The organism is Desulfosporosinus sp. Tol-M2 (genome assembly GCF_059735615.1).
The window spans coordinates 14857-40953 of sequence record NZ_JCAIJG010000071.1 but is presented as its reverse complement, the minus strand read 5'-3'; the positions used below and the strand labels follow the sequence as shown (position 1 = coordinate 40953).

General features: G+C 42.6%; 20 protein-coding genes. All 20 read left to right on the top strand.

What is annotated here, in order from left to right; translation table 11 throughout:
* Positions 1–65 precede the first annotated feature (65 nt).
* The 20 genes from scfA to AC6I5A_RS05070 all read left to right on the top strand — a co-directional run bounded on the left by scfA (position 66) and on the right by AC6I5A_RS05070 (position 25842).
* The gene (gene scfA, locus AC6I5A_RS05165) at positions 66–206 is read left to right on the top strand and encodes a six-cysteine ranthipeptide SCIFF (protein WP_497900512.1); all 141 of its coding nucleotides are present in this window, start codon (positions 66–68) and stop codon (positions 204–206) included.
* Between the two features lie 99 nt (positions 207–305).
* Positions 306–1805: a thioether cross-link-forming SCIFF peptide maturase gene (gene scfB / locus AC6I5A_RS05160; RefSeq protein ID WP_034612564.1), complete on the top strand. Its 1500-nt coding sequence runs from the start codon at positions 306–308 to the stop codon at positions 1803–1805.
* Positions 1806–1909: 104 nt separating this feature from the next.
* Positions 1910–2569, top strand: a complete 660-nt coding sequence (locus AC6I5A_RS05155; protein WP_034612561.1) for a tetratricopeptide repeat protein — start codon at positions 1910–1912, stop codon at positions 2567–2569.
* A gap of 138 nt (positions 2570–2707) precedes the next feature.
* The gene (locus tag AC6I5A_RS05150) at positions 2708–3523 is read left to right on the top strand and encodes an MBL fold metallo-hydrolase (RefSeq protein ID WP_034612557.1); all 816 of its coding nucleotides are present in this window, start codon (positions 2708–2710) and stop codon (positions 3521–3523) included.
* Between the two features lie 20 nt (positions 3524–3543).
* Complete coding sequence (locus tag AC6I5A_RS05145; RefSeq protein WP_034612554.1) at positions 3544–4695, top strand: S1C family serine protease; 1152 nt, start codon at positions 3544–3546, stop codon at positions 4693–4695.
* A gap of 162 nt (positions 4696–4857) precedes the next feature.
* Complete coding sequence (locus AC6I5A_RS05140) at positions 4858–6519, top strand: glutamine--tRNA ligase/YqeY domain fusion protein (RefSeq protein ID WP_034612551.1); 1662 nt, start codon at positions 4858–4860, stop codon at positions 6517–6519.
* 316 nt (positions 6520–6835) lie between these two features.
* Positions 6836–7648, top strand: a complete 813-nt coding sequence (gene cdaA / locus AC6I5A_RS05135) for a diadenylate cyclase CdaA (RefSeq protein WP_034612548.1) — start codon at positions 6836–6838, stop codon at positions 7646–7648.
* A gap of 3 nt (positions 7649–7651) precedes the next feature.
* Positions 7652–8878, top strand: coding sequence for a CdaR family protein (locus AC6I5A_RS05130; protein ID WP_034612545.1), 1227 nt, complete (start codon positions 7652–7654; stop codon positions 8876–8878).
* 68 nt (positions 8879–8946) lie between these two features.
* Positions 8947–10284 (top strand): phosphoglucosamine mutase, encoded by a 1338-nt coding sequence (glmM, locus tag AC6I5A_RS05125; protein WP_034612543.1) that lies wholly within the window; start codon positions 8947–8949, stop codon positions 10282–10284.
* Positions 10285–10662: 378 nt separating this feature from the next.
* Complete coding sequence (locus AC6I5A_RS05120) at positions 10663–10788, top strand: hypothetical protein (RefSeq protein ID WP_497900511.1); 126 nt, start codon at positions 10663–10665, stop codon at positions 10786–10788.
* Positions 10789–10856: 68 nt separating this feature from the next.
* Positions 10857–12680, top strand: coding sequence for a glutamine--fructose-6-phosphate transaminase (isomerizing) (gene glmS, locus AC6I5A_RS05115; RefSeq protein ID WP_034612541.1), 1824 nt, complete (start codon positions 10857–10859; stop codon positions 12678–12680).
* Between the two features lie 154 nt (positions 12681–12834).
* Positions 12835–13671 carry a heteromeric transposase endonuclease subunit TnsA gene (locus AC6I5A_RS05110; RefSeq protein WP_034612539.1) on the top strand — a complete coding sequence of 279 codons (837 nt, stop codon included), beginning with the start codon at positions 12835–12837 and terminating at the stop codon, positions 13669–13671.
* Positions 13668–15848 carry a TnsB C-terminal domain-containing protein gene (locus AC6I5A_RS05105; protein ID WP_034612538.1) on the top strand — a complete coding sequence of 727 codons (2181 nt, stop codon included), beginning with the start codon at positions 13668–13670 and terminating at the stop codon, positions 15846–15848. The genes AC6I5A_RS05110 and AC6I5A_RS05105 overlap by 4 nt, the downstream gene beginning before the upstream one ends.
* The gene (locus tag AC6I5A_RS05100; RefSeq protein ID WP_052167913.1) at positions 15829–17514 is read left to right on the top strand and encodes an AAA family ATPase; all 1686 of its coding nucleotides are present in this window, start codon (positions 15829–15831) and stop codon (positions 17512–17514) included. Before AC6I5A_RS05105 ends, AC6I5A_RS05100 begins: the two co-directional genes overlap by 20 nt.
* A 4-nt stretch (positions 17515–17518) precedes the next feature.
* On the top strand, positions 17519–18010 hold the full coding sequence (locus AC6I5A_RS05095; protein WP_052167912.1) for a TniQ family protein: 492 nt from the start codon (positions 17519–17521) through the stop codon (positions 18008–18010).
* Entirely contained in the window at positions 17991–19388 is a 1398-nt protein-coding gene (locus AC6I5A_RS05090) for a TnsD family Tn7-like transposition protein (RefSeq protein WP_052167911.1), read from the top strand. The genes AC6I5A_RS05095 and AC6I5A_RS05090 overlap by 20 nt, the downstream gene beginning before the upstream one ends.
* A 251-nt stretch (positions 19389–19639) precedes the next feature.
* Entirely contained in the window at positions 19640–20305 is a 666-nt protein-coding gene (gene radC, locus AC6I5A_RS05085; RefSeq protein ID WP_034612536.1) for a RadC family protein, read from the top strand.
* 14 nt (positions 20306–20319) lie between these two features.
* Positions 20320–22440, top strand: coding sequence for a site-specific DNA-methyltransferase (locus tag AC6I5A_RS05080; RefSeq protein ID WP_034612533.1), 2121 nt, complete (start codon positions 20320–20322; stop codon positions 22438–22440).
* Positions 22430–25036, top strand: coding sequence for a DEAD/DEAH box helicase (locus tag AC6I5A_RS05075; RefSeq protein ID WP_034612530.1), 2607 nt, complete (start codon positions 22430–22432; stop codon positions 25034–25036). Before AC6I5A_RS05080 ends, AC6I5A_RS05075 begins: the two co-directional genes overlap by 11 nt.
* 230 nt (positions 25037–25266) lie before the next feature.
* Positions 25267–25842, top strand: coding sequence for an ATP-binding protein (locus tag AC6I5A_RS05070; RefSeq protein WP_052167910.1), 576 nt, complete (start codon positions 25267–25269; stop codon positions 25840–25842).
* Positions 25843–26097: the final 255 nt, after the last annotated feature.

Here is a 26097-nt window from a genome sequence, read left to right as displayed (position 1 = left end):
TCCCTGTGTTATAATCTAGAATGAATTATTAGACGTGAGTTGAGTATCGAGAGGAGGGTGCTTGAATGGCAAAACACATTCAGACCATAGTGAAAGCAAACCTAAGTGCAAAGGTGAAGACCGGAGGGTGTGGCAAGTGTCAAACCTCTTGCCAATCTGCTTGTAAGACGTCCTGCACGGTTGGGAACCAAGTGTGTGTTAAATAAAATTCGAACATAGGATAGCAGAACCCACCCGCTAGGGTTGGGTTCTGTTCTATTTCTTTGATATTCTAAGTTTGATCTTGTAAGAAAGCGAGGATTTGGATGTTAAATTACTTAAATATTCAAGGATATCCCATCAAGAAGAATGTTCATAGTTATCGCCAAGGAGATTTATTGATTACATATGATGTCAATTCCGGCTCTTTGCATTTGCTGGATCAGGGAACATTCGATCTAATAAAGGCTTGCGAGGATTTACAGGAGGCGGCGAAGGATATTACGCTTGAGGGGATCAACCAGGTTCTTAACCGAGCGGGAAAACAGGCATTTGGGGAAGAAGAAATTTTCGAGATCCTTACTGAAGTAGATGAACTCCGGAGGGAAGGGACGCTTTTTTCCGGAGAGGCGAAAGCTGTGACTCCGAATTACCCGGAAAAACCAATCGTCAAAGCGATTTGCCTACATGTGGCCCATGATTGTAATCTGCGCTGCAAATATTGTTTTGCAGGGACCGGAGCCTTTGGTGGTAACAGGATGCTGATGGACTTTGAGACGGGTAAAAGGGGAATTGACTTTGTTTTAGAGTCATCAGGTCATCGAAATAATTGTGAAGTCGATTTTTTCGGGGGGGAACCGCTCCTTAACTTCAGGTTGGTTAAGGACTTGGTTAATTACGGAAGAAAGGCAGCGGCAGACCAAAACAAAACCGTCAAATTTACCCTGACCACAAACGGCATCCTGCTGGATGAGAAAGTTCAAGCTTATCTTGAGCAAGAGGAGATCAGTGTAGTCTTGAGCTTAGATGGCCGCCCGGAAGTTCATGACCGTATGCGTCCTTACGCTGATGGGCGGGGAAGTTACTCTAAAGTTACCCCTCTAATCAAACAGTTTGCAACTAAACGACCGGAAAGTTCACCCTATGCGGTAGGGACTTATTACTACGTTCGGGGGACGTATACGCATTTTAATTTGGATTTTGATCGGGATGTTTTGCACATGGCGGATTTAGGCATCAATCGGATTTCTATAGAACCGGTTGTCGCCGGCCCGAAGGATGCTTATGCTTTCCAGGAAGGGGATCTGTTTAAGATTCGAGAAGCGTATGATCGTCTTGGGGAAGAACTCGTAGCGCGCCGGGCGCAAGACAAGTCCTTTAATTTCTTTCATTTTAATGTCGCTTTAGATCAGGGACCCTGTTTGATCAAACGGCTTTCCGGATGTGGCGCCGGTCACGAGTATGTGGCGATTTCTCCGGAGGGAGATCTTTATCCATGTCATCAGTTTGTTGGTCAGGTTGAGTATAAAATGGGTTCACTCTATGACAAAAATCCTCATCAACTCAAGGCTGGGTTGGTTCAGGACTTTCGCGCCGCAAATGTCTCTGCCAAATCGTCTTGCCGGGAGTGTTGGGCACGCTTTGCTTGCGGCGGGGGGTGTCATGCGGCTAACGTCTCCTTCACCCAAAAACTGACAGAGGTTTACACAATGGGGTGCGAGCTTCAGAAAAAACGCTTGGAAGTGGCACTCTATGTTAAAATAAAAGAAATTGAACAAAATACACGCGCATTATCATTCGGATTAGTCCCGGATATCCGCTGTTAGCCATTATTATGCTTAGTCCAATTAGGATGATGTTAAGCTTGGCTGGTTTGAGAAAGCATGTTATAATGGTATTTGGTATTATATGGTCAAGGGGGGCGAGCTTCTTGAAGAAAAGGACGCAACGTATTTTTGCAGGAATACTTGCGGTATTGGTTAGTATTGCAATGGTTGGTTCGGGACTTCTGGTGTTTTTCTTTAGAGGAGATGAGACAACTTCCGGCTCTAGTGCATCTGCGTTGGCGGCCAAAGCTGCAGCAGATTACCAAGACCAAAAGCTGCGCCTGGATGCAATGGTTCAGCAGGCAAAGGTAGACCCTGAGAATGTACCCTTGCAAAAAGCCCTGGGAAACGAATATTATAACGCGGGAGTTGCTGCCCAGGATGTTGCACCCGCTGAGGTGCAGGAAAACTTTAAGCGTGCTGCAGAGGTTTATCAGAATGTCATAAAAATAGAAAAAGACGTAAATATTATGGCTGCTTTAGCGACATCCGCTTTTTATAGCGGAGATAATGATCTGGCAGAAAAGAGTTATAAAGAAGCGTTAGAGCTGAAGCCCGATTTCTTTAATGCCTTGGTCAACTATGGTTTTTTCCTTTCCCAAGCAAAGCAAGATTGGGCGGGCGCCCTTAATCAATGGCAAAAGGCCCTGCCTTTAGCTCAGAATAGTTCGGATCAAGAGCTGATTCAAGCGATGATTAGTCAGGCACAAAGCGAACTCCAGCCGAAGGCGGCAACCGATACGTCGACCCCTACGCCACCTTAAATAAGACGACAGAAAAATAAGCAGTCTTGTTCAATTTAAGAAGGGGTTGACTTACTAACAAGTGATAGACTTTCAATACCCCCTCCGTTGTCAATAGCTGCAATAATAGTTTAAGTTGCCGGAATGGAGGAACCAGAAATGCATTTTACGACATTAGCGAGCGGAAGTTCCGGAAACGCAATTCTTGTCGGAGAGGACAAGCGGCATCTTCTTGTGGATTGTGGGATCAGTGGGAAGAGCCTATTACATAACCTCTCTCAGTTAAACATCCTGGATTCAGAAATTGAAGGAATTGTAGTTACGCATGAACATGTGGACCATATCCGTGGAGTGGGTGTGCTCGCTCGCAAACTAAAAATACCAATCTATGCCACAACCGGGCTGTGGGAGGTGATGAACCCTTTACTTGGAAAGCTTGCCGAAAATCAACGCATGGTAGTTCGAGAGTCATTTGTCTGTGCAGGGCTTGATGTCTTGCTCTATCCTACGTCACATGATAGTCGGGAAAGCTACGGATTAAAGGTCTCGCGGCCAAAACGTAAGGATAAGGGGAAAATGGCGGTCGGTATTGCCACGGACAGTGGTATGATTACAGAAGAAATGCACCGTCATTTGAAAGGGTGTGATGCTTTTGTCGTTGAGGCTAACTATGATGATCAGATGCTAAAGAAGGGATCCTATCCGGCGTATCTAAAGAAACGGATTAGGGGACAATACGGGCATCTTGAAAATAAGCAGTTAGCTGAAGGGCTGGCGGTGTGGATGACAGAAAACACCCAACGAATCGTGTTGGCCCATCTTAGTGAAGAAAATAATACTCCGGAAATCGCTTTGACTACGGTGAAGCGTATTCTGAGGGATTCAAATAGATCAAGAGTGCTTATGGATGTGCAAGTGCAGGTGCATGTTGCCCCGCGTCACTCGCCGCATGAACTGATCAGGCTGAAGGAATAATAGTCAGAGGGGGGTTAGTCATGAACGATTATTACGATACAAATAATTATTCGGGTAGAAGAACAGGGTTTTTTTCGACCGTTGCAGTTGCTCTAATTAGTGCTTTACTGGGCGGGGTCATTGCAGTGGCTCTGGTTCCGTCTATATACGGAAATAAACAACAGACGCCTATAAATCAAGTGGTTTTAAATGGTGGGACAACAACTCCCGCCATCGATACGGAAGGGACTACTAATTTTCCTGTCGCTCAGATTGCTAAGACTACAGGGCCAGCGGTTGTCGGAATTGCTAATTTTCGGACCACAGGAACTTTATTCGGTGGAAGTAGTCTCACGGAAGTAGGAAGTGGATCCGGCTTTATCATTGATGCTGAACATGGCTACATAGTTACAAATAATCACGTTGTTGACGGAGCGGAGAAAATTGTTGTCAGTTTAGCAGATGCCCGAAATATTAACGGAAAACTGGTGGGCGCTGATTCTCGTACGGACTTGGCGGTAGTTCAGATAGCGGATACAAAAAACCTCATTGCTACGCAACTTGGAGATTCCTCAAAAATCCAAGTTGGTGAACCGGTGGTAACGATTGGGAACCCTGGAGGAGAAGAATTTGCGCGCTCTGTGACCACAGGGGTTATTTCGGCAACGAATCGGATCTTAGATATTGAGGGAGAAGCAAGTTTTAACCTTATTCAAACTGATGCGGCCATTAATCCTGGAAACAGTGGCGGGCCGCTTGTGAATTACCGGGGTCAAGTTATTGGAATTAATTCCGCTAAGAATCAGGAAGCGGGGTTTGAAGGAATGGGTTTTGCCATCCCGATTTCTGACGCATTGCCGACGATTAAACAATTAATTGAGAAAGGGTATGCAAGCCATCCCGGGCTTAATGTCCACATTGATCCTCGCTATACACCTGAATATGCCAGTCAAAAGGGGTGGCCGACAGGGGCCTATGTTGCCAGGGTGGCAGCAGGCGGTCCAGCTGACAAAGCAGGGATTCGGGCGGGGGATGTTATAACGAAGATTAATGGCCAGGAGATTAAGAACTCTCTGGGCTTAACCCGTGAGTTGTTCAAGTATCAGCCGGGTGACAAGGTTACCGTCACAATTTTCCGGGAGAACAAGACAGTCGACGTTTCAATTGCCTTGGTGGAAATCAAGTCGCAATAAGCGGGAAGGCGCGGAGACGTAATACGGTATTCGGAAAAGGGGGCAGGTGCCTCCTTTTCTGGGGGGCAAAGTTGAACTCTCCTCGGATATGCAGTATTATCCAGGGTAAGGGTAAAATTGGGAGTACCAGGTTCACTTGTGAGAAAGGTTGGTTGGTAGAGGATGGAATACAAGCCCACTTCAAATTTTCTGAAGAACATTATTAGCGAGGATCTAAAATCAGGTAAAGTTGATCATGTTATCACGCGTTTTCCGCCGGAGCCCAATGGCTATTTACATATTGGACATGCTAAATCGATCATTCTCAACTTTGAACTTGCGGATGAATATAAGGGAAAGACCTATCTGCGCTTTGATGATACAAATCCGGTTAAAGAAGACACGGAATACGTGGAATCCATTAAGGAAGATGTCTTGTGGCTGGGATATGAATGGGATGGATTATTCTTTGCCTCAGATTATTTTGAAGAAATGTACAACCGCGCAGTTCTACTCATTAAAAAGGGTAAAGCTTATGTCTGTGATTCCAGTGCGGAGGAAATACGGAAAATGCGGGGTTCGTTGACAGAAACCGGCAAGGGGAGCCCATCACGCGATCGGACGGTTGAAGAAAACCTGGCGTTGTTTGAGCGCATGCGTCAAGGGGAATTCAAAGACGGGGAAAAGGTATTGCGAGCCAAAATTGACATGGCTTCGCCAAATATTAATATGAGGGATCCGGTCATTTATCGGATTGCGCATGCGACGCATCACAATACCGGCGACAATTGGTGTATCTATCCAATGTATGATTTTGCGCATCCTTTAGAAGATGCGATCGAAGGGATCACTCATTCGATCTGTACCTTGGAATTTGAGGATCATCGACCCTTGTATGACTGGGTTATCCGGGAATGTGAGACGGAGAAGGTTCCTCACCAATATGAATTTGCTCGGTTAAATATCACGAATACGGTCATGAGCAAACGGATGCTTAAACAACTGGTTGACGGGCACTTCGTCGACGGCTGGGATGATCCCCGGATGCCAACCATTTCGGGACTAAGGCGCCGAGGATATACGGCGGAGGCTATCCGGGCCTTCGCCTGGGAAATAGGGGTGGCCAAAGCCGATAGTACAGTCGACATGAAGATGCTCGAGCATTTTATTCGAGAAGATCTGAAACTGAAAGCGCCGCGAACGATGGCCGTAATAAAACCGCTCAAGGTGGTTATAACGAACTATTCCGAAGATCAGGCAGAGATGTTGGAGGCCGAAAACAACCCGGAAAATCCGGATATGGGTACCCGGCAGGTTCCTTTTTCCCGGGAAATATATATTGAGCAAGACGACTTTACGGAGAATCCGCCGGCTAAATATCATAGGCTCTTCCCTGGAAATGAAGTACGGTTGAAAAACGCTTATTTTATTAAATGTAATGATACAGTAAAAGATGAGTTCGGTAATGTTGTCGAATTGCATTGTACGTATGATCCGGAAACCAAGAGCGGGGCGGGTTTTACAGGCAGAAAAGTTAAAGGGACGATTCACTGGGTCGATGCCTTACGGGCCATACCTGCAGAGTTTAGATTATACGAAGCGTTAATTGTGGATAAAGAGGCGGAGGAGGGGGTGTCTTTTTTGGATCACCTTAATCCCAAGTCTTTGGAGATCGTTCATGGTTTCGTAGAGCCAAACATGAAAGAAGCAAAGCCTCAGGACAAATTCCAATTTGTGAGACACGGCTACTTTAACGTCGATCCGATAGATTCTATACAAGGCAAGCAGCTTGTCTTTAATCGGATAGTATCTTTGAAGAATACTTATGAATTGCCGAAGCGTTAGACATAAAAAAGTAGAAAGATCCACCATTTAAGCGGTGGATCTTTCTACTGTGCAGGGCGGAGTTTCTTACAGTTGGGAAACCAGGAGTAATTTCCCTCAGCGTATAAAAAGAGGTATAATATTATTGTTGAACATATCAGAGCATGGTATTCCCACTTAATTATATACGGAAGCTAAGGAAGGTGCTGTGGGATCCTTTCAGGGATGAGGAGAATATAAATTTTTTATATTTTTCTAGAACCGCAGGTTATTTTACTTAATATGGAGAAATAGATAACCGCAGGTTTTATGTGCATTAAGAAAGGGGGGGAAGACCATGGTAGAATTCTTATCTCAATATCGCAATTTTGGGTTGCGGAGTGCTATCGATATCGTCGTGGTGGCAGTGGTCTTCTACCAATTCTACATGCTCATCAAACGTACGCGTGCTGTGCAATTGGTTAAGGGTGTGATGGTTCTTCTGATCGCCTTTCTACTAGCCAAATATTTTGAGCTTGTTTCAATTAGTTGGTTGTTGAATACACTGTTCCAGATGTTTGTTATAGCGATACCTGTAGTTTTTCAACCTGAGCTCAGAAAAGCGCTGGAGCAACTGGGGAGGGGGAGCTTTTTTACCCGTCATCCTATAGTACCGGGTGTGGATAATCTGGCACAAGTCGCGGAAGAGTTAGTACGTTGCTCGCAAGTCCTTTCCAAGAACCGCATCGGAGCGTTGATTGTAATCGAACGGAAAACTGGAGTTCAAGATTTTGTGGAAACCGGGATTAAAATTGACGGGGTGGTTTCTTCGGAATTTTTGGTCAATATATTTATTCCTAATACCCCGCTGCATGATGGTGCTGTGATTGTTCGGGGAGATCGTGTGGCTGCAGCAGGCTGCTTTCTCCCGTTATCCGAAAATCCGAATATCCAAAAGGAATTGGGGACACGCCATCGGGCAGCTATCGGCTTAACGGAAATTACCGATGCTTTGGTTATTGTTGTCTCGGAGGAAACGGGAGCTATTTCCGTTGGGATTGATGGGGTGCTTACGCGTTTTATGGATGAGAAAATGTTACGGGAATTGTTGTTGAGGGAGCTCGAAATCAAGAGCATCTCTTCATCCGCCATTCCGTTTTGGAGGAGGTAGCCCATGCCAAACATATTTCGGCGTAACCTCGGAGTCAAGGTAGTTTCGTTCTTATTTGCGATCCTCTTGTGGCTTTTTGTCATGAATCAGGGAACACCCGATAAGCTAATCCCTGAACAGACCCTTACAATACCACTTGTAGCCAGCGGATTGCCTCAAAATATGGTAGTTATGACGCAGCTCCCTTTGGTCCGTGTTCGTTTGCAGGGGATCAACCCCAGTGCCAATATTAAGGATATCTATGCTCAGATTGATCTTTCTGCAGGGACACCAGGGGAACGCAGCTATCGTATTGATATTAAAGCTCCTGTGGGAACAAATGTGGTGGATGTTCAGCCACTGAACATTACATTAATATTGGAAAATGTCCAAGAGAAGACGGTCCCGGTTAAGGTCGTTGTCACGGGTGTTCCCGCGGACGGGTATCAGTGGGGGACCACCTTTGTTAAACCCTCAGCGGTTAATGTTCGTGGGCCGAGTTCCATTCTTAGCACGCTGACCAATGTGACTGTGGAAATCAGTGCAACGGGGGCTAATGAAACAATTCAAATTTCTCGGCCTGTGAGTTTTCGTGATAAAGAGGATAAACTCATTTACGGACCAAATCCGAGCGTCGATATTTTAAGCGCTTTTCCGAGTACTGTGGATGTGATTGTTCCTGTTGTGACAAAGGGGCTTTCTTCCAAGATTGTTCCATTGAGAGTAACGAGTAGTGGGACACCTGCCCAAGGAAAGATCCTGCGCTCCTTAATTCCCTCTCCAACCAGCGTACAGGTTACAGGGAGCTCTCAGGCCTTAAAAGGATTTGATTCTTTGAGTCTGGGTCCGGTGGATATTTCAAATCTGACGGAAGATAAAGTATTCCAGATTCCAATCGAGCAAGTAGCTTTACCTCAGGGGGTTTCATTATATGCAGGGACTACCTTGAGTATTGTTGCACAAATTGGACCAGGAATTATTCAAAAGGGGATCTCCGGCGTAGCGGTTCAAATTCGTAATCTTGGGACAGATCTTGAGCCAGACCAATCGATTACCCCCATTGACATAGTAGTGGAGGGTCTGCCGGATATCTTGCAAGATTTAACAGCGGACCAGATTCAACTCTGGGTTGACGCCACCGGCCAGGCAGCAGGGACTTATACCAATACGAAAGTTTACTGGCAGCTTCCTCCGGGTGTAACATTGCAGGCAACCCCGCAAGTGGACTATAGTCTCAAAGCTAAAGGGTAATAGGAAGAAAATTTGAACATATGCAAGGGAGCGGATCAATATATTAGAGAAGTAAGGAGGGAACTGACTTGGGCCGACTCTTTGGAACTGATGGGGTACGCGGTGTAGCCAACAGCCAGCTGACACCGAGTCTCGCTTTTCGCCTTGGGCAAGCGGGGGCTTACGTCTTGAGCAAGGAGCATCCACACCCTCGAATTGTGATCGGTAAAGATACCCGGATCTCAGGGGATATGCTTGAAGCGGCACTTATCGCCGGAATTTGCTCGGTTGGAGCGGACGTTTTGCGGGTGGGGGTCTTACCAACACCAGGAATTGCCCTTTTAACGCGAACCCTTAATGTTAGTGCAGGGGTAGTGATTTCGGCGTCCCATAACCCTGTCCAGGATAACGGAATTAAATTTTTTGATTCGACAGGGTATAAATTACCCGATGAGATCGAAAATCAAATCGAAAATATTGTTTTAAGCGAGGAAAAGCCTTGGGAGGTCCCGATTGGCGGCGAGGTCGGACGTGTGATTGAAATCAACGATGCGGGGCGCCGCTATATGGATTTCCTAAAAGGTACGGTGGGACGTCTGGATGGAATCAAGGTCGTTTTGGATTGTGCCAACGGTGCGGCAGCCTATGTAGGCCCCATCGTCTTGCAGGAAGTTGGAGTTGAGGTAACCCCCATTTGTAATACACCGGATGGCGTAAACATCAATGACAGCTGCGGGTCGACCCACCCGGAACAGTTACAACGGGCGGTCTTGGAACACGGCGCAGATCTGGGACTAGCAGTGGACGGAGATGCCGACCGTCTCATTGTGGTGGATGAACAAGGAAACGTCTTAGACGGGGATTATATCATGGTTATATGTGCATTAGCTCAAAAGGCGAACGAAACCTTAGCCCAAAACGCGATCGTTGTTACAGTTATGAGTAACCTTGGTTTACATCTTGCCCTAAAAGGGGCAGGTATGACGGTCTATGAAACGCAAGTTGGGGACCGCTATGTCATGGAAGAATTGCTTAGGACTGGAGCGAAGCTTGGCGGGGAGCAGTCCGGGCATATTATTTTCTTAGACCAAAATACAACCGGGGATGGCTTATTGACCGCCCTGCATTTACTTAGGGTTATCAAGGAACGACAAATTCCACTCTCTCAACTCGCTTCTCAAATGCGGCGCTTACCTCAGGTACTCCTCAATGCTACGGTTCAACACAAGGAACGTTTAATGCAGGACGAGAGGGTGCTTGTAAAGGTAAAAGAAGCAAAACAAGCTCTCGGCAGCCAAGGCAGAGTGTTAGTACGTCCCTCCGGGACTGAGCCGCTGATTCGAGTGATGGTGGAAGGCCCTGATCAACATCAATTGAAGGAACTTGCTCAGGGAGTTATTGACATCATTAGGCAGTGCGACGAATAGAATATATCATTGGATCTTGTTTAGATTTCGCGTATAATGGTTTATGTGCCATAGTATGCAAGGCGATTCACGTTCGAAAAGGCAAGTGGCACATGGACTATCTGCGTTTGATCCCGAAATGATTCATAGCTGGGTACAGGTTACCAGGGAGAAAGAAGGTGAGGTCGCAAAAAGAATAAGGATAAGGGAATAAAAGGTATGATATTCTACAAACTGGACGGTTGGATCATATGGGCAAGAATAATTAAGCGCCAGGGCCTTAGAGGTGTGAAAGTTTAAGGTCGACGAGGAAGAGGGTTATCGAACGTTTCGGCGGATCCCTCTCGGTGGCTTGTCACCGTAAAGCTTGCTTAAAACCGAGGAGTAATTTTCGGGACAATGAGTAAGCTGGCAAGACAAGGGGATGGTATATTCAAATTTGGCACCCTTGCCGGTGTTGCCTGGAATCTGAATCAACCAAGTCGTCTGGGTCAGGACGGCTTTTGTTTTTTGTTTATACTCTAGATGGAGCCAGGGTTGTGTGGGAGATGAATTTTGAATAAACCGTTTATTTGGAGAGGAGAGAAACACTGATGTGTGGAATTGTCGGGTATATTGGGGAACGGGTTGCTATTCCCGTTTTGGTCAATGGCTTAAAAAAGCTGGAGTATCGGGGGTATGATTCGGCCGGTGTAGCGGTCTTAGAGCTTGAGAAAATCGTGGTATCCAAAAGTGTGGGTAAATTAGTGGCCCTGGAAGAGGAACTTGGGGAGGATTATTCCCAGTCTTGCATAGGGATCGGACATACCCGGTGGGCGACACATGGCCGTCCGTCTTTCGTCAATGCTCATCCCCATAGCGACTGCAATCAGGACTTTTTAGTAGTGCATAATGGAATCATCGAGAATTATCTGGAATTAAAAGATAGACTGATCGAAAAAGGACACCAGTTTGCTTCTGAAACTGACACAGAAGTTTTAGCTCACTTAGTTGAGGACTTTTATGAAGGAGACATTGAAGAGGCTGTCCGAAAAGTCTTGGAGACGGTTCAGGGATCTTATGCCATGGTTATCTTAAGCCTCAAAGATCCTGATAAGCTGGTTGCTGCCCGTAAAGACAGTCCGATGGTAGTGGGGCTCGGAGATGGGGAGTTCTTTGTGGCCAGTGACATCACGGCTATTTTAAGCTATACACGAAAAGTCTATATCTTAGATGATGGGGAAATGGTGGTTGTCACTAAAGAGGGGGTAAGGGTTACAGACAGCCAAGGAAATCTTCTTGCCAAAGAAGTCTATGATGTGAAGTGGGATGCAGTAGCCGCAGAAAAAGGCGGGTACGAGCATTTCATGCTCAAGGAAATTCATGAGCAGCCTAAAGCCCTGCGGGATACGATGCTGGGTCGTTTGGAAGAGGAAAGAGTCGTTTTCCAGGAAGTAGATTTAACCTTCGAAGAACTTGCGCAAATCAACAAGGTTTATATAGTTGCTTGTGGTACGGCATGGCATGCCGGACTGGTCGGGAAGACCTTGATCGAGCGTTGGGCACATCTGCCGGTTGAAGTGGATATTGCCTCCGAGTTTCGTTATCGCGCCCCGATTATTGACAAGCATACCCTGGTTGTGGTGATCAGTCAGTCAGGAGAAACAGCAGATACTCTAGCGGCTCTGCGGGAAGCCAAAAAGCGCGGCGCGCGTGTGGTTGCGGTAACGAATGTAGTTGGCAGCACGGTGTCCCGGGAAGCCCATGATGTGATCTTTACATGGGCAGGCCCAGAAATCGCGGTCGCTTCAACGAAAGCCTACACAACTCAGCTGGAAGGAATGGTCTTGCTGGGACTCTATCTTGCTCAGGTCAAAAGGATTTTACCACAGGAAAAAATCAAAGGGATTATCACTGCTTTGAAAAAGATTCCTGCGCAGGCTCAGGAGATTCTGGCGCAAGAGAGTCTGATCAAAGAGTTAGCTCAGTCATTTGTCAAGGTGGAAGACGCCTTCTTCCTTGGTCGCTCATTGGATTGGGCAGTCGCTATGGAAGGGGCCTTAAAGCTTAAGGAGATTTCCTATATCCATGCTGAAGCCTATGCCGCAGGGGAATTAAAACACGGTACCTTAGCGCTCGTCACGGAGGATACACCCGTCATTGCTCTGGCAACTCAACGGGATGTCTATGATAAAACCATCTCGAACGTCAAAGAAGTAAAAGCGCGGGATGCGCGCGTGATCGGGCTTACGTATAAAGGAAACACCAGTATGGCAAAGTCCGTCGATCATATGATCTATATTCCTGAGACCATAGATGAGCTTGCGCCGCTTCTCACAGTTATACCACTCCAGCTATTGTCGTATTATGTATCTGTTGCCAGAGGGTGCGACGTTGATAAACCGAGGAATTTGGCGAAGAGTGTGACGGTGGAGTAGGGAGTGGATTTCCAATAAACCTTTTGTAGTTGTGTAAAAAAGCTTGGATAATATTAATAAAGTTTGTACATTTGTAAAAAAGTTTGTACAGAAAGATAAAAAAGATTGTACAGAACCACCTCTTCTGATATAATATTGGCAGAGGTGGTTTTTTATGGCAAAGAGAAATAGAGCCGGTATAAATAGGGGTAATGAAGATAATTACTCTTTAATCCCTCGTGGGAAAGCCTACAAGCCATTTATTATGATTCAGGATGTTCCATCTCTGGGGCGGTCTTCGAGGCCTCGTGGTATTAAAACCGGAAGGCAGCATGATTTCCTTTCGGATCTTGAACGGAATTACTTTATGATTTTGGAATTTATGGATAATGTGGTGGATATCAGAGAACAGTTTCCTTTGGAAGCAAAGGAAACACTGTTGATTGCAGAGGAGTTGGGGATTAAGCATCCGGCAAATCCCACTACCAAAGAAGCTATTACGATGACATCAGATTTTTGCATAACTCTTGGAGATGGAAACTCTCTACGTGATATTATCCGCACGACAAAGTATAAAAAGGATCTTGTTGAGCGCAGAGTCATTGAGAAATTTACGATTGAAAAAACTTATTGGGAACGGCAGGGCCTTGACTGGGGAATCGTCACGGAGGAAGAAGTGGATAAGAACTATAGTCAGAATGTATCGGATATCCTTGATTATTATGATTTGAATGATAATGAAGCTTTTAGAGATATCAGCTTCGAAGAAAGAGATGATATTATTATTGCCTTTCTCCAAAGGCTAATTGATTCTCCTAAAACTGTCAGACAGATTTCATCGTTATTTGAGAAGGATTTACATTTGGAAAAGGGCACAGGAATAGCGTTATTCAAGCATCTTATCGCCAAAAAATATATTAGTATCGATTTGTTTGCTCCTTTGCGTTTGGATAAACACTTGCGGGTCGAGTTATTGGTTAAGGCAAGAGAGATAGGAGAAATAGTATCGTGATAAGCTTAAATACTGTTTATCAATTTGTAGATGATAATGAGCGTATACGGATCATACATATTGCCCGTGATAATGACCTTTGTGCATATGTAAATCTTGAAAGTAGTCTTAGTACACCAATAATTGAGATGATTTCTGTTATCGAAAAAAAAATTGACAACAATAATCTCGTCGAAGTATTTGATCCATATATTAAAATCAAATCTGATAACGATCTATCGGAAATAGAAATTCGAAAAAGGGACGAAGCTTGGCAGATTATTGAAAAATACTGGGAATCCCGTAAGAATGATATTCTCCGTAAGAAGACAAGAATGCAGGTCTTTCAGGAAATTGCAGAAATTGAGAGAATTCAGTTAATGGCAGTCAGAAGGATCTTTAGTCGCTTCTGGCAGAGAGGTATGACCCGAAACGCCCTTCTGCCGGATTATTCAAAGTCGGGTGGGAAAGGTAAAGAGAAAAACGTTAAAGAGAATAAGATGGGGCGCCGCCGTGTTTATAGTGAGGATGATTCGGAAGGCATTGTAGTGACTGATGTAGTCAAGAAACACTTCGAAATTGCAACCAATAAATATTGGCGTACGAGTCAGAAAAAATCCCTGATACAGGTTTATCGTCTGATGCTGGCAGATTTTTATTCTATTACTGTACGTAAAAATAAGGAGATCGAAAAAATCATTCGCGGCTCTGATTCTATACCCACGTTTCAGCAGTATTATTATTGGTTTAAGAAAAATGAAAATGTTACTTTAGATATCAAGTCACGGTATGGAGAAAAAGAGTTCGAGTTGAAGCATCGTCCGATTCTGGGAAGTTCAACGTTAGAAGCGCCAGGGCCTGGCTTTAGATTTCAAATAGATGCGACGACGGCTGATATTTATATCGTTAGTGAAATTGACCGTAGTCAGGTTATTGGAAGACCAACGGTTTACATTATTATTGATGTATTTTCACGGATGATAACCGGTGTCTATGCCGGACTTGAATCCCCATCCTGGAACGGAGCAATGATGGTTTTAGATTCCATGGTTGCAGATAAAGTGGAGCTCTGTAAAAAATACAATATCAATATTGAACCGGAGGATTGGCCGTGTTCATATGTGCCTGAGGCAATTATTGCCGACCGGGGTGAAATGGAAGGCTATGGCGTTAAAAACCTGATAAATAACCTGAACATTACCATCGAGAATACTTCACCCTATCGTGGAGATTACAAAGGTATCGTTGAGCGGTTCTTCCGAACGATTAATGAGCGCATTGAAAGCTTTCTTCCCGGTGCAATCATGAAGGATTACCGAAAACGTGGAGATCCGGATTATCGACTGGAAGCTAAGCTGACCTTGAAGGAAATAACCGAAATAGTGCTCAGATCAGTTTTGTTACACAATATTCGGGAGATTGAGAAATATCCTTTAACCCCCGAGATGATCAGGGATGAAGTACCGCCCACCCCTCTGGACTTGTGGAATTGGGGGATAGAGAACAAAAAAGGAACCCTTCGCAAGATCGACCGGAATCGTTTCCGGATGAATATTCTGCCGAGAGGTAAAGCAACAATTAGCAGGGGAGCAGTTGTCTTTCGCAATCTTTATTACGGGGCTTCTGAATTATTGGATGAGATTCTCTACAAACACTTGAAGTTGAAGAGCGTTGACATTGTTTATGATACGAGAAACATAGATCATATCTACTGGCTTAAGGAAGATGGGATAAGCTATATCACGTTTAATCTTCTTGAAAGAAGCCGTGATTTCCATGGAATATTCCTGGAGGATGTTCTTTCTGCCAACAATAAGGCTGCCAAGCTTCGCCAGGCAGCCAGGAAATCCCAGCTGCAACAAGAAACCGAACTGGATCAGACGATTATGAGAATTGCTAAAGAGTCAACGAAAAAGACAAATAAAGCAATAGATGCGACAGTATCCAAGGCAAAGAGACTTAAGGATATAGGCTCGAATAGAGCTGCGGAGAAAGAACGGAATCGTAAGGAAGAAGCATTCACACCGGACGTAGACAAAAAAGATGTTCCCTCACCAATTATTACGTTCCCGGATGTAAAACCGCAAAATACTTCGCAAAATGAATCTGTAGCAGAAACGTCGGACTTTAATTCCAGGATGATGGAAAAAATCAAACTGCGCAAGGAGAAATTAAGGCATGACAAGAATGAAACCTAATGACGACCTGTATCGGTTTGAAATTGCGGTGTACAAAGAACAAAAGATCAGTGATTACGTCGGAAATCCTTTGATAGAGGCTCTCCCGTCTATTCTTGAAAGTGAAGATGAGGTTATTGACGCCTTTTATAATTTTCCTTTCATCAGTGATGTAGAAAAGAGGCTTAGTCCAAGGCTAAAGTCGCATTTATTATGGAGAGTGAAAAGCTTTCTCCAGCCCTTACCTGCTCACATCCGCTTGGAATCAATCGTTTCTACTCTGATTCGGAATTCGTATAAATCTAGGAATCCGTTAGATGCCCAATACAAGCGAAAAATGCAAGTGCTTAATCAAATTAAGAATCTTGACGAGTGTACAATTAACGATATTGAAACTGCCTATCAAGGTTTTAGCACGACTGCAGAATGCGCCATAATCAATGGTGTCTCGGGTGCTGGAAAAACAACGGCAATGAACCGGACGTTACACCTGTATCCGCAGGTGATACGTCATGAATCCTATCAAGGGAAGCCATTGACAAGAACTCAGATTGTCTGGTTGATGGTGGATTGTCCCTTTGATGGAAACTTTGCGACTTTATGCCGATCCATTTTCAAAGAAATTGATAGATTAACCGGTGAACGCTGGCTGGAGAAGTATGGATATCTAACTCGCTCAACTTCAACAATGGTGATGCATTTGACGACTCTTCTGACTAACTACAATGTTGGCGTTCTTGTTATAGACGAAATTCAGCACCTCAGTAAGCTAAAGGGTGAGGCAGTTGACATGCTCGACTTCTTTGTTACGCTAACCAATATGTTTTCAGTTCCAATAATCTTCATCGGGACAAGTAAAGCCAGAAGCCTGTTTCAGACAAATTTCAGACTTGCTCGGAGAGTTCAATCTGGTGGTTACATCGAAATGGGACCCTTGAAAAGGGGGAGCGTTGAATGGGATACACTGCTTGAATCTTTGTGGGAATTCAATGTACTTAATGAAGAAACTGAACTAGAGGAAAAGATGCGCGAAGTGTTTTATGACGAATGCCAGGGCGTCATTTCGATTGCGGTTATGCTCTTTATGTGTTCCCAAAGTCGTGCCCTATTGAACCACATGAAAAAGCTGACACCTGCAATTATCAAGGAAACTGCCGTTAATGACTTGAAGTTTACTCAGCCAATGATTACTGCACTTCGATCTGGTAATCCACTGAAAATCGCTAAATTTGACGACATTCGAATCGATGAAGAGGATGTCTGGAAAAACCTTCAGCATGATATTGACATGGAAGAACGTGTCAATGACGCCATAGCAGCGAAAAAGAGAGATATGAAGTCAAGAAGGCAGAATTCTCATGATACTCTCTACTTCAGTATTTGTGCTTCTAATCTCTTTCCGAATCTGGGACAGGACGAGATCAGAAAGATACTCGCGACAGTAATTGAAAGTTGTGAGATTACTACTCCTGAAGATGAATTGAAGATGCTAGTGATGGAACGAATTTTTGCCGAGAATCAGAAAAAGCTGCAGAAAAAGAAAACTGAAAGAGTTGTCCCCATCAAGAACAGTAATCTCCTGACTATATATGATGAGGCAATCAGTAAGAAGGAACATCCCTATGAAATGCTGAAAAAGAAAGGCTATATCAAGAATCCTTTTGAGGAGTTTAGGAAAGCGGAGTGATAAGATGCTATCTTTCTTTACAGATCCCTATCCGGATGAGTTGTTATACTCTGTTTTCGCAAGGTACCATTTCTACTCCGGAAATATTGATTTGAAGGATACTCTAACTGAATTATTCGGAGCGAATTCTGCTCTCCCCAGTTTTGAGATAGGCAGCCATCTCGGATTCCTTTGTAATGCACTCGGCGGAAGCTACTCTCCTGAGCGTCTGATACATGAGCATACTCTATTTCCCCTCTATGCACCTTTCTTGCCGGATAATCGCAAGGGAGAATTACTAAAAGAAATTACATCCTCAGATGGAAAAGGTATTTATACGAAGCTGGGAATCGTTGCAGGAAGTATCTGCAAAAAGGATAGCATCTATTACTGTTCGGCCTGTGCCAGGGCAGAAATGGAAAGACTGGGAGAGGCATATGTCCAGAGGGGAGCACCAGCTTCAAGGTGTGTTAATGTGTCTACATCATGGGCGATTTTTGAAAAAGTATACAGTTAAGAGACACGAAAACAGTCGTGTTGAATATACTCGGCTTGATGGTTCTTTACTTGATTTATCGGACAGATGTTTAAATCAGGGGAAATATCAGGGGCGGTATCTGGATAAGTATCAGGATCAGCTACTTCGGACTTCAAAAGCGGCGTATTATTTGCTTTCCAATGATCTTAAACATATTAGCAAAGCGGATGTTCTGCTTCGATATAAGAACTTGCTCTATGAAAAGGACCTTGCCACAAACAGGCTTCGAATCAAACAGGATGAACTACATGAAATGGTAGTTGGCTATTATGGAACTGAACTGTTTGAAATTCTGGAATCGGACATCGACAAGAATGATGAGTATAACTGGCTAAGAGTAGCCACTCGTGGCGTCACCAGAACAGTTCATCCGTTGAGGCATATACTTTTAATATTATTCTTGACTAGCGATATGGATATTTTCTTTAAGGGAATACGGGAAGCATACAATCCGTTTGGAAAAGGCCCTTGGCTGTGTCTAAATAAGGCTTCTGATCACTACGAACAAGATGTTGTAACCCAGCTGACTGTTACCGCTGACTATAAAACACGGGAGCCAGTGGGGACTTTTGTCTGTGAATGCGGATATATATATTCACGAAAAGGGCCGGACAAATCAGAAAATGACAGATATCAAAAAGGTAGGGTCAAAGCTTTTGGACTCGTCTGGGAAGATAAACTGAAGACACTTTTAAGTGAGCATCGCCATAGTTATCACGGAATGGCGCGCCAATTGGGCTGCGATATAAAAACCATCCATAAATATGAAGCGATATTAGCGGAGCAGGATTCCATTAATACTAATGCCGATAAATCGAGCCAAAAGATGTCGGTAAGCGCTTTGAATAAAGTGTATAGAGAAAGACTGCTTCACGTAATAAAAGAATACCCAGAACTCTCTAGAACGGAGATACGAAGTCAGTACCAAAAAGAGTATGATTTTCTATACCGTCATGACAGGGAATGGCTTTTTGAAATGCTTCCGACAGGAAAGCCAACTAAAGGCGGCAAAGGATATGTCGATTGGGATCAACGTGATCTTGAAGTATTGTTGCAGCTTCAGAAAGCTCAGATGGATCTATTGAACAGAGCAAAACCAATTCGCATTAGTAAAACTTCATTAGGAAAAGCAATCGCCAATCTCTCACTGCTCGAAAAACACTTGCATAAGCTTCCCTACTGTACTGAGTTTATTGATAAGGTTTCGGAAACAAAATGGCAGTTCCAGCTGAGAAGGTGTCAAATCACAGTCCGTAGGATGCGTGAGGAAGGGTTACCGTTGCTTGAATGGAGAATACAACGTGAGGCTGGTTTGAGTAAAGAAGATTATGAGTTGATAAAGGGCGAGCTTATTTAACGTGGCTCGAACAGATTGTATTTGCACATTGATTTCTCCAATAGAAATATCCAATTAAACAAGCCATAGTTTTATATACTGCTTCAATCTTCCGGTGCTCTGTTTCGTGACAGCATTTCTTATGCCGGGTGCAGGAAATTGCATTATGGTGTGGAATATGGAACTAGGAGAGCATTAATAACACTGCGTGGTAGAAAAGTACATGATTATATGGATGGACATTGATTCGTTTAGGGTGTAAAGGAAATTGTATGAAAAAACAAATTAAAGATATACCGCGATTTGCACGTCCACGTGAAAAACTATTGGAACGAGGAGTGGAAGCACTAAACGATGCTGAATTATTAATGGCTATTCTCGGTCGCGGTGTTAGCGGGCATGATGTGCAGAATATTGCGCAAAATGTTTTAACATCATTAGAAAAATCAAAAGGAAAATTTGATGTTGATATTTTATGCGGAATTCCTGGAGTTGGTGAAGCCAAAGCGGCGCAGTTGGTTGCAATGGCTGAATTTATGCGTCGTCGATTAATTGTAACCGATGATATTATTATTAATAATGTGGAAGATATTGTCGCCTTATTACCAGATTTACGCGGTAAAAAGCAGGAGCGATTTGTCGCTATAACTATGACTGGTGCCCGGCGAATTATTGCTATACGGACAATTTTTATTGGTACTGTTGATGAGTGCTTTGTTCATCCGCGCGAAGTATTCGCTGAAGCAATGACTGACCGAGCTGCAGGGATTATTGTTGCTCATAATCATCCGCAGGATGACCCACAGCCGAGTGACGAGGATATCGTGCTGACTAACCGATTAGTAGCTGTCGGCAAAATTCTTGGAATAGAGTTTATCGACCATATCATAGTCGGTCGACGTGGCTATTTTAGCTGGCAACAAATGGGTATGCTATAGAAAGAGGTTTAGCTATGGAATTAAACAGCTACGAAGTGCAAGACATAATTGAAAAATTACAGAAGGGCGAAACTCTGCCAGATGATTATAAGTATAAGTTGTTTCCGACCAAACAAAAAGAGTATGAGTTGGTGTACGGCGGAAAGATGCGTAAGGAAGATATATTAGCTAATGAAGACGGCGTATTTCCAGTGCCGCTACAAGTAGATAGAGTTTATAATGGTGATCTTGAAGTATTTGCCGATGGTTGGCGTAATATGATTGTGTTTGGCGATAATTTGCAATTTCTAAAAACAGTTTATCAGGATGAAGACCCGCTGATAAAAGGACGCGTAAAAGGCCGGGTGAAACTGATTTATATTGATCCACCGTTTGGTACTGGAGATGAATATGATGGTGCAAATGGTCAGTCGTGCTATTCGGCCAAGGCCAAGGGTGCTGAATTTGTCGAATTTATAAGACGACGGTTGTATGTTGCCCGTGAAATATTAGCGGATGATGGTTGTATTTTTGTTCGGTTGGACTACCATTTCGGGCATTATTTGAAAGTTCTAATGGATGAGATATTTGGTAAAGAGAACTTTCGTAACGAGATAGTTATCAACCGAGAGAAGCGTCTACTTCGCAAATTAACCAGATTCAATCATGCAACGGAGTCGATTTTTTTCTATACCAAATCATCTAAATACTATTTTAATGATGTTGAAACACTAAGAAAATGTAACTATTGTGGACAAGCTAAACAGCCGCGCTGGGAAGATTTAACATCTCCAGGCTTGAGGAACCCACCAGAGCGCACAATTTTCGGAAATACATATCTACCTCGTCGCGGAAGGCATTTTACATATAGTCAGGTAAAAATTGACGAATTTGATACCCAAGGGCGTTTGAGAATTAATCCTGAAATGAGTTTTTACAACCTTAATGGAGACAAGATTGAAGGTCGTCCTGAATATTTACAAACTGAAGAAACCCCTATTGATAATAATTGGACGGACATCAAAGGATATTCCTATTCTCAAGATTATCCAACAGAAAATAGTGAGGAATTGCTTGAGCGCATAATTACTTGCTGTACGAAAGAGGGAGATCTCGTAATAGATTTTTTCAGTGGTTCTGGAACAACTGCGGCTGTTGCTGAAAAATTAGGGCGAAGGTGGATTACTTGCGATATTGGAAAATTGGCGCATTATACTGTTCAGAAACGGATTTATAATATCGAAGGCAGTAAAAATATTGAAAATATTAAAAAGAAATACAAGAAAAAGGCACGGAGTTTTATCACCGTTAATACTGGCAAGTATGATTTGGAAAAGGTTATTAATCTGGAGCAACGCAAATACAAAGCTTTTGTTCTGAACTTGTTCGAAGCTAACGCAGTGGCGCAAAAAATCAAAGGGTTTAAAATTGATGGCTGCCGGAAGGATGGCGGTTATTGTCATGTATTTCCCTATTGGGAACATAAAAACACCAGCATTGATGAGCAATATATAGAAAATATCCACGCGAATATCGGCGAACAGGCTGGTGATAGTTTTTATATCATTGCCCCAGCAACGAAAGTGGCGATGTTTGAAGATTATTTGGATATTGGGGAAACTCGCTACTATTTGCTAAAAGTGCCATATCATGTAATCAATGAACTTCATAAAGAAAAATTTAAGTCATTTCGTCAGCCGCAATCAAAAAGCGGTGTCAATGCACTTGATAATGCTGTCGGATTTCATTTTATGCGGCAGCCGAAGGTAAAATCAATATTGACGATAAATGATAATGATGTTTGTATAAAGATCACGGAGTTTAAAAGCGAATTTGTTGATGATGCGATGGATACACCGTTAGAAAATTTTCAGTCATTCGCTATGGTTTTAGTTGATTTAGATTTTGATGGCATGTGCTTTACAATGGATCAGGCCTATTTTGCCGGAGATTTATTGCCTAAACAACGCAAAAAGAAAAATGTTGCTGCTGATCAAGATAATATTAATGTTGCCGCTGAAATAAAAGCCGTACTGGAGTTATCGTTACCACCGTTAAAAAAAGCTGTTGTTGGCACTAAAATTGCGCTGGTGTATATTGACATTTTCGGTAATGAAGTTAAAGAAACGAAGACGGTGTGTTGTAATGACGATTAAAATTTTTAAAACAAAAGAATTAGTGCTCAAGGTCAATAAAAACTATGATCCAGCGCGATTGAATCTGGAAGAGTGGGATGCCTTTTTAGATGTTTTATGTGGCGAGCGGGAATTTCAAAAAGAAGCCATTCGCATAGCAATTATTTATTTAGCTAGTGGACTTTATGAAAAGATTGAGGATTTAATAAACGAGAATTATTCTAAAAATTCTGCGTTGCGGGAGCGTTATCGAACGGTCACCGAATACAAACAGCGCTTACAACTACCAAGCAAGTTGGCGGCAAATATTGATTTAGCGACTGGCACTGGGAAAAGCTATGTTATATATGGTATTGCGCAAATAATGCTGGGTTTGGGTTTGGTTGATAAGGTATTAGTACTATGCCCGTCGCTAACTATCGAAAAGGGATTGACTGAAAAATTTGAATCGTTATCCGGATGGAGTATACTAAGAAACACTATTCCTGATGCGACAAAATGGAAAAATCCACGGATAAACAACGCGGATACAACAATAAAAGATGGCGATATTTGTATTGAGAATATTCATGCAGCTTATGAACGCACTGGCTCGTCGATTCATGACAGTCTAATTGGTGTGGGGGAGCGGACCTTAGTATTAAATGATGAAGCACACCATGTTTATAATAAGGTTGAAGTGCGTAGTACTGGAAGCATGGATATTAAACGCTGGAAGGAATTTTTACTCAATCCCGATTATGGATTTCGATATATATTGGGCTTTACTGGCACAGCGTTTATTGATGATGAATATTTTAATGATTGCTTATATCGTTATTCGCTTCGCGATGCGGTTGAAGCTGGTGTAGTCAAACTGGTTGATTATGTGAGCGAAAGCGATGGGCGTATTGATGACAATGTGAAATTCCAATTAATTTATGATAATCATCGAGAAAAGCAGCTTAAGTATTCGAAAGTCAAGCCTATTACAATTTTTGTGACCAAAGATATAAACAATGCCAAAAAACTAGCCGAAAAATTGAAAGATTTTTTAGCGGAATGGGAATGCGTCTCAAAAGAAGAAATTGAAAGAAGTCATAAGGTTTCAATTGTGACTTCGCATTCTGACCACAAAGCTAATGTCGCTGAACTTGGTAAAGTTGATGATAAGGACAATCCAGTGGAGTGGATTATTTCAGTAGCGATGCTAACAGAGGGTTGGGATGTAAAAAACGTATTTCAGATCGTGCCATGGGTGGATAAGGCGTTTAACTCAAAACTATTAATCGCCCAAGTTTTAGGGCGCGGTTTACGTCTACCGCCGGAATATCAATCGCCTCAACCGATAGTAACGGTGTTTAACCATGCTAGTTGGAGTGCAAACATAGCTGGTTTGGTCGAAGAAGTATTGGAAGTCGAAACAAAATTGCACAGTAATGTTTTGCAGATCGGCGAACGGTCGAAATATAATTTTTGCGTTTATAACATTAACTATGATCGTAGACCGCAGGAAATCGAGCGTAAAGATAGCGAAACAAGGGTATATAATTATAAAGATTTCATCGAATTGGAAGCGCAATCAGAAAATATTGATATCGAAACTGGCTATATTGATATAAAAGGTGGCGTAAGACGAAAGAAAACCAGAGTCGCTTATAATACTTGGTCGATAGATGAAGTAGTTAATCAGCTTTTAAATGAGCTTAGGATTCGTGAGTGGGAGGGCGCAATTTTTAAGCTTGATAACGAGACTTATGATAAAGAAAGAATGCCATCGTGTGAAGTAATTCGAAAATTAATTAGCGATTCCATGAATAGACGGGGTATTACTTCTGGCCGGCTTACCGCAAACAATAAGCAGAGAGTATTAAAGTCGTTTAATACCTTACTTCGTAAAGGCAGTATGACGATAATATATACTAACGAATCACAATGTTTGGAAGAAATTTCAACTGCCTTGAATATGCGTATGGAATCGTTGTCTGTTGGTAATTTGAAACATGATTGTACTGTATATTATAGTAACGAGTATGAAAATGAAATTTTTAATAAAGATTGTCTTGAGGTGCTGAAAGAAGTTATTAATGATCAATCCATGCTAAGAAGTGCCAGCAAAGAAATAAATACCTTTAAATTTAAAACGGCATTGGATATAGTCTTTACCTCAATGGAACCAGAACGTGAATTTGTAAAATTATTATGCAACAATGGTAATGTGGAAGCTGTTACATCGTGGATGAAGTCAAGGGATAGCGGCTTTTATAGCATAAGTTACTCAATTCGTGAGGGCAATCATCCTAAACAGAAAACCTTTAATCCGGATTTTTTTATTAGAGTGGATAAAGATGGATGGGAAAATATTATTGTAGTTGAAATAAAGGCTGATAATGACGACAGTAATGAGAATAAACAAAAGTATAAGTATGCCAATCAGCACTTTGATTTACTAAATGAAGAATTGTTTCGATGTGATATTAAACAGAAATATTTTTTTCATTTTGTTCACCCGTCATTTTACAACACATTTTTTGAATATTTGCGTGATGGTAGATTAATAGCGGGAAACTTTAAGAGTGCATTGGAATTATTGTTAGAGCAAAATGGATCGGTGGAAAATGGTGAAGGATTTCTCTGAGCTTACGTTTTTTGAGTTTTTGTAAGGCAGGCACCCTATTTAGTGATGTTTGATACTAATTATTATCAACCTGTGCGGTTGTGCTTACCTCTAGTTTGTATCCAGAGTCATCTTGATTAACGATTACTCCGTCTCGTTTCTCAACTTTTGTAGTAACATTAATCGATTTTATCAATGGTCTTTTGCCTCGTAATGAGGTTATTTTAAAAGCCTTCCGTAAAGATGTGCCTATGTATCCGCAACTTGCTGTACGTGAACTGGTAGCTAATGCACTTATCCACCAAGATTTGTTTGTTAGTGGCAGTGGTCCGATGATTGAAATATTTACAGATCGAATGGAAATTACAAATCCAGGAACACCTTTAGTTAGTATCCAACGCTTTCTTGATTGCCCTCCTAGGTCGAGAAATGAGGTCTTAGCTTCTTTCATGCGGCGTGTGGGGATTTGTGAGGAGAGGGGTAGTGGTATTGATAAGGTTGTCAGCGAAACAGAATCATTTCAGTTACCTGCGCCTATGTTTGAATCAGTAGAGCAACATACTCGAATTACTCTATACGCTCATAAATCTTTAAATGATATGGGGAAAGATGAAAGGATTAGGGCCTGCTATCTTCACGCTTGCCTGAAATTTGTAAATCGAGAATATATGACCAATACTAGTTTGCGTCAGCGACTAGGTATTGAGGAGCAAAACAGTGCCACCGCATCGAGAATTATTCGCGATACCATCGCGGATAATTTAATTCGTCATTACGACCCTGCAGCATCGCGAAAGTATGCTAAGTATGTCCCATTTTGGGGTTAAGTATCTATCAATTCTTATTTGATGGCATTTTGATAGAAAGAACATAAAATTATTTATTGGTTTAAAGATAAAAGGTCAGAATCCCTTTATAATGCAGCATTCAGGGCTTGTTAAGCTTGAGTGAATCATAAAATTTTATTTGATGGCATTTTGATAGAAAGAATTAAATTATTTATTGGTTTAAAGATAATAGGTCAGAATCCCTTTATAATGCCAGCATTCAGGGCTTGTTAAGCTTGAGTGAATCGTAAAATT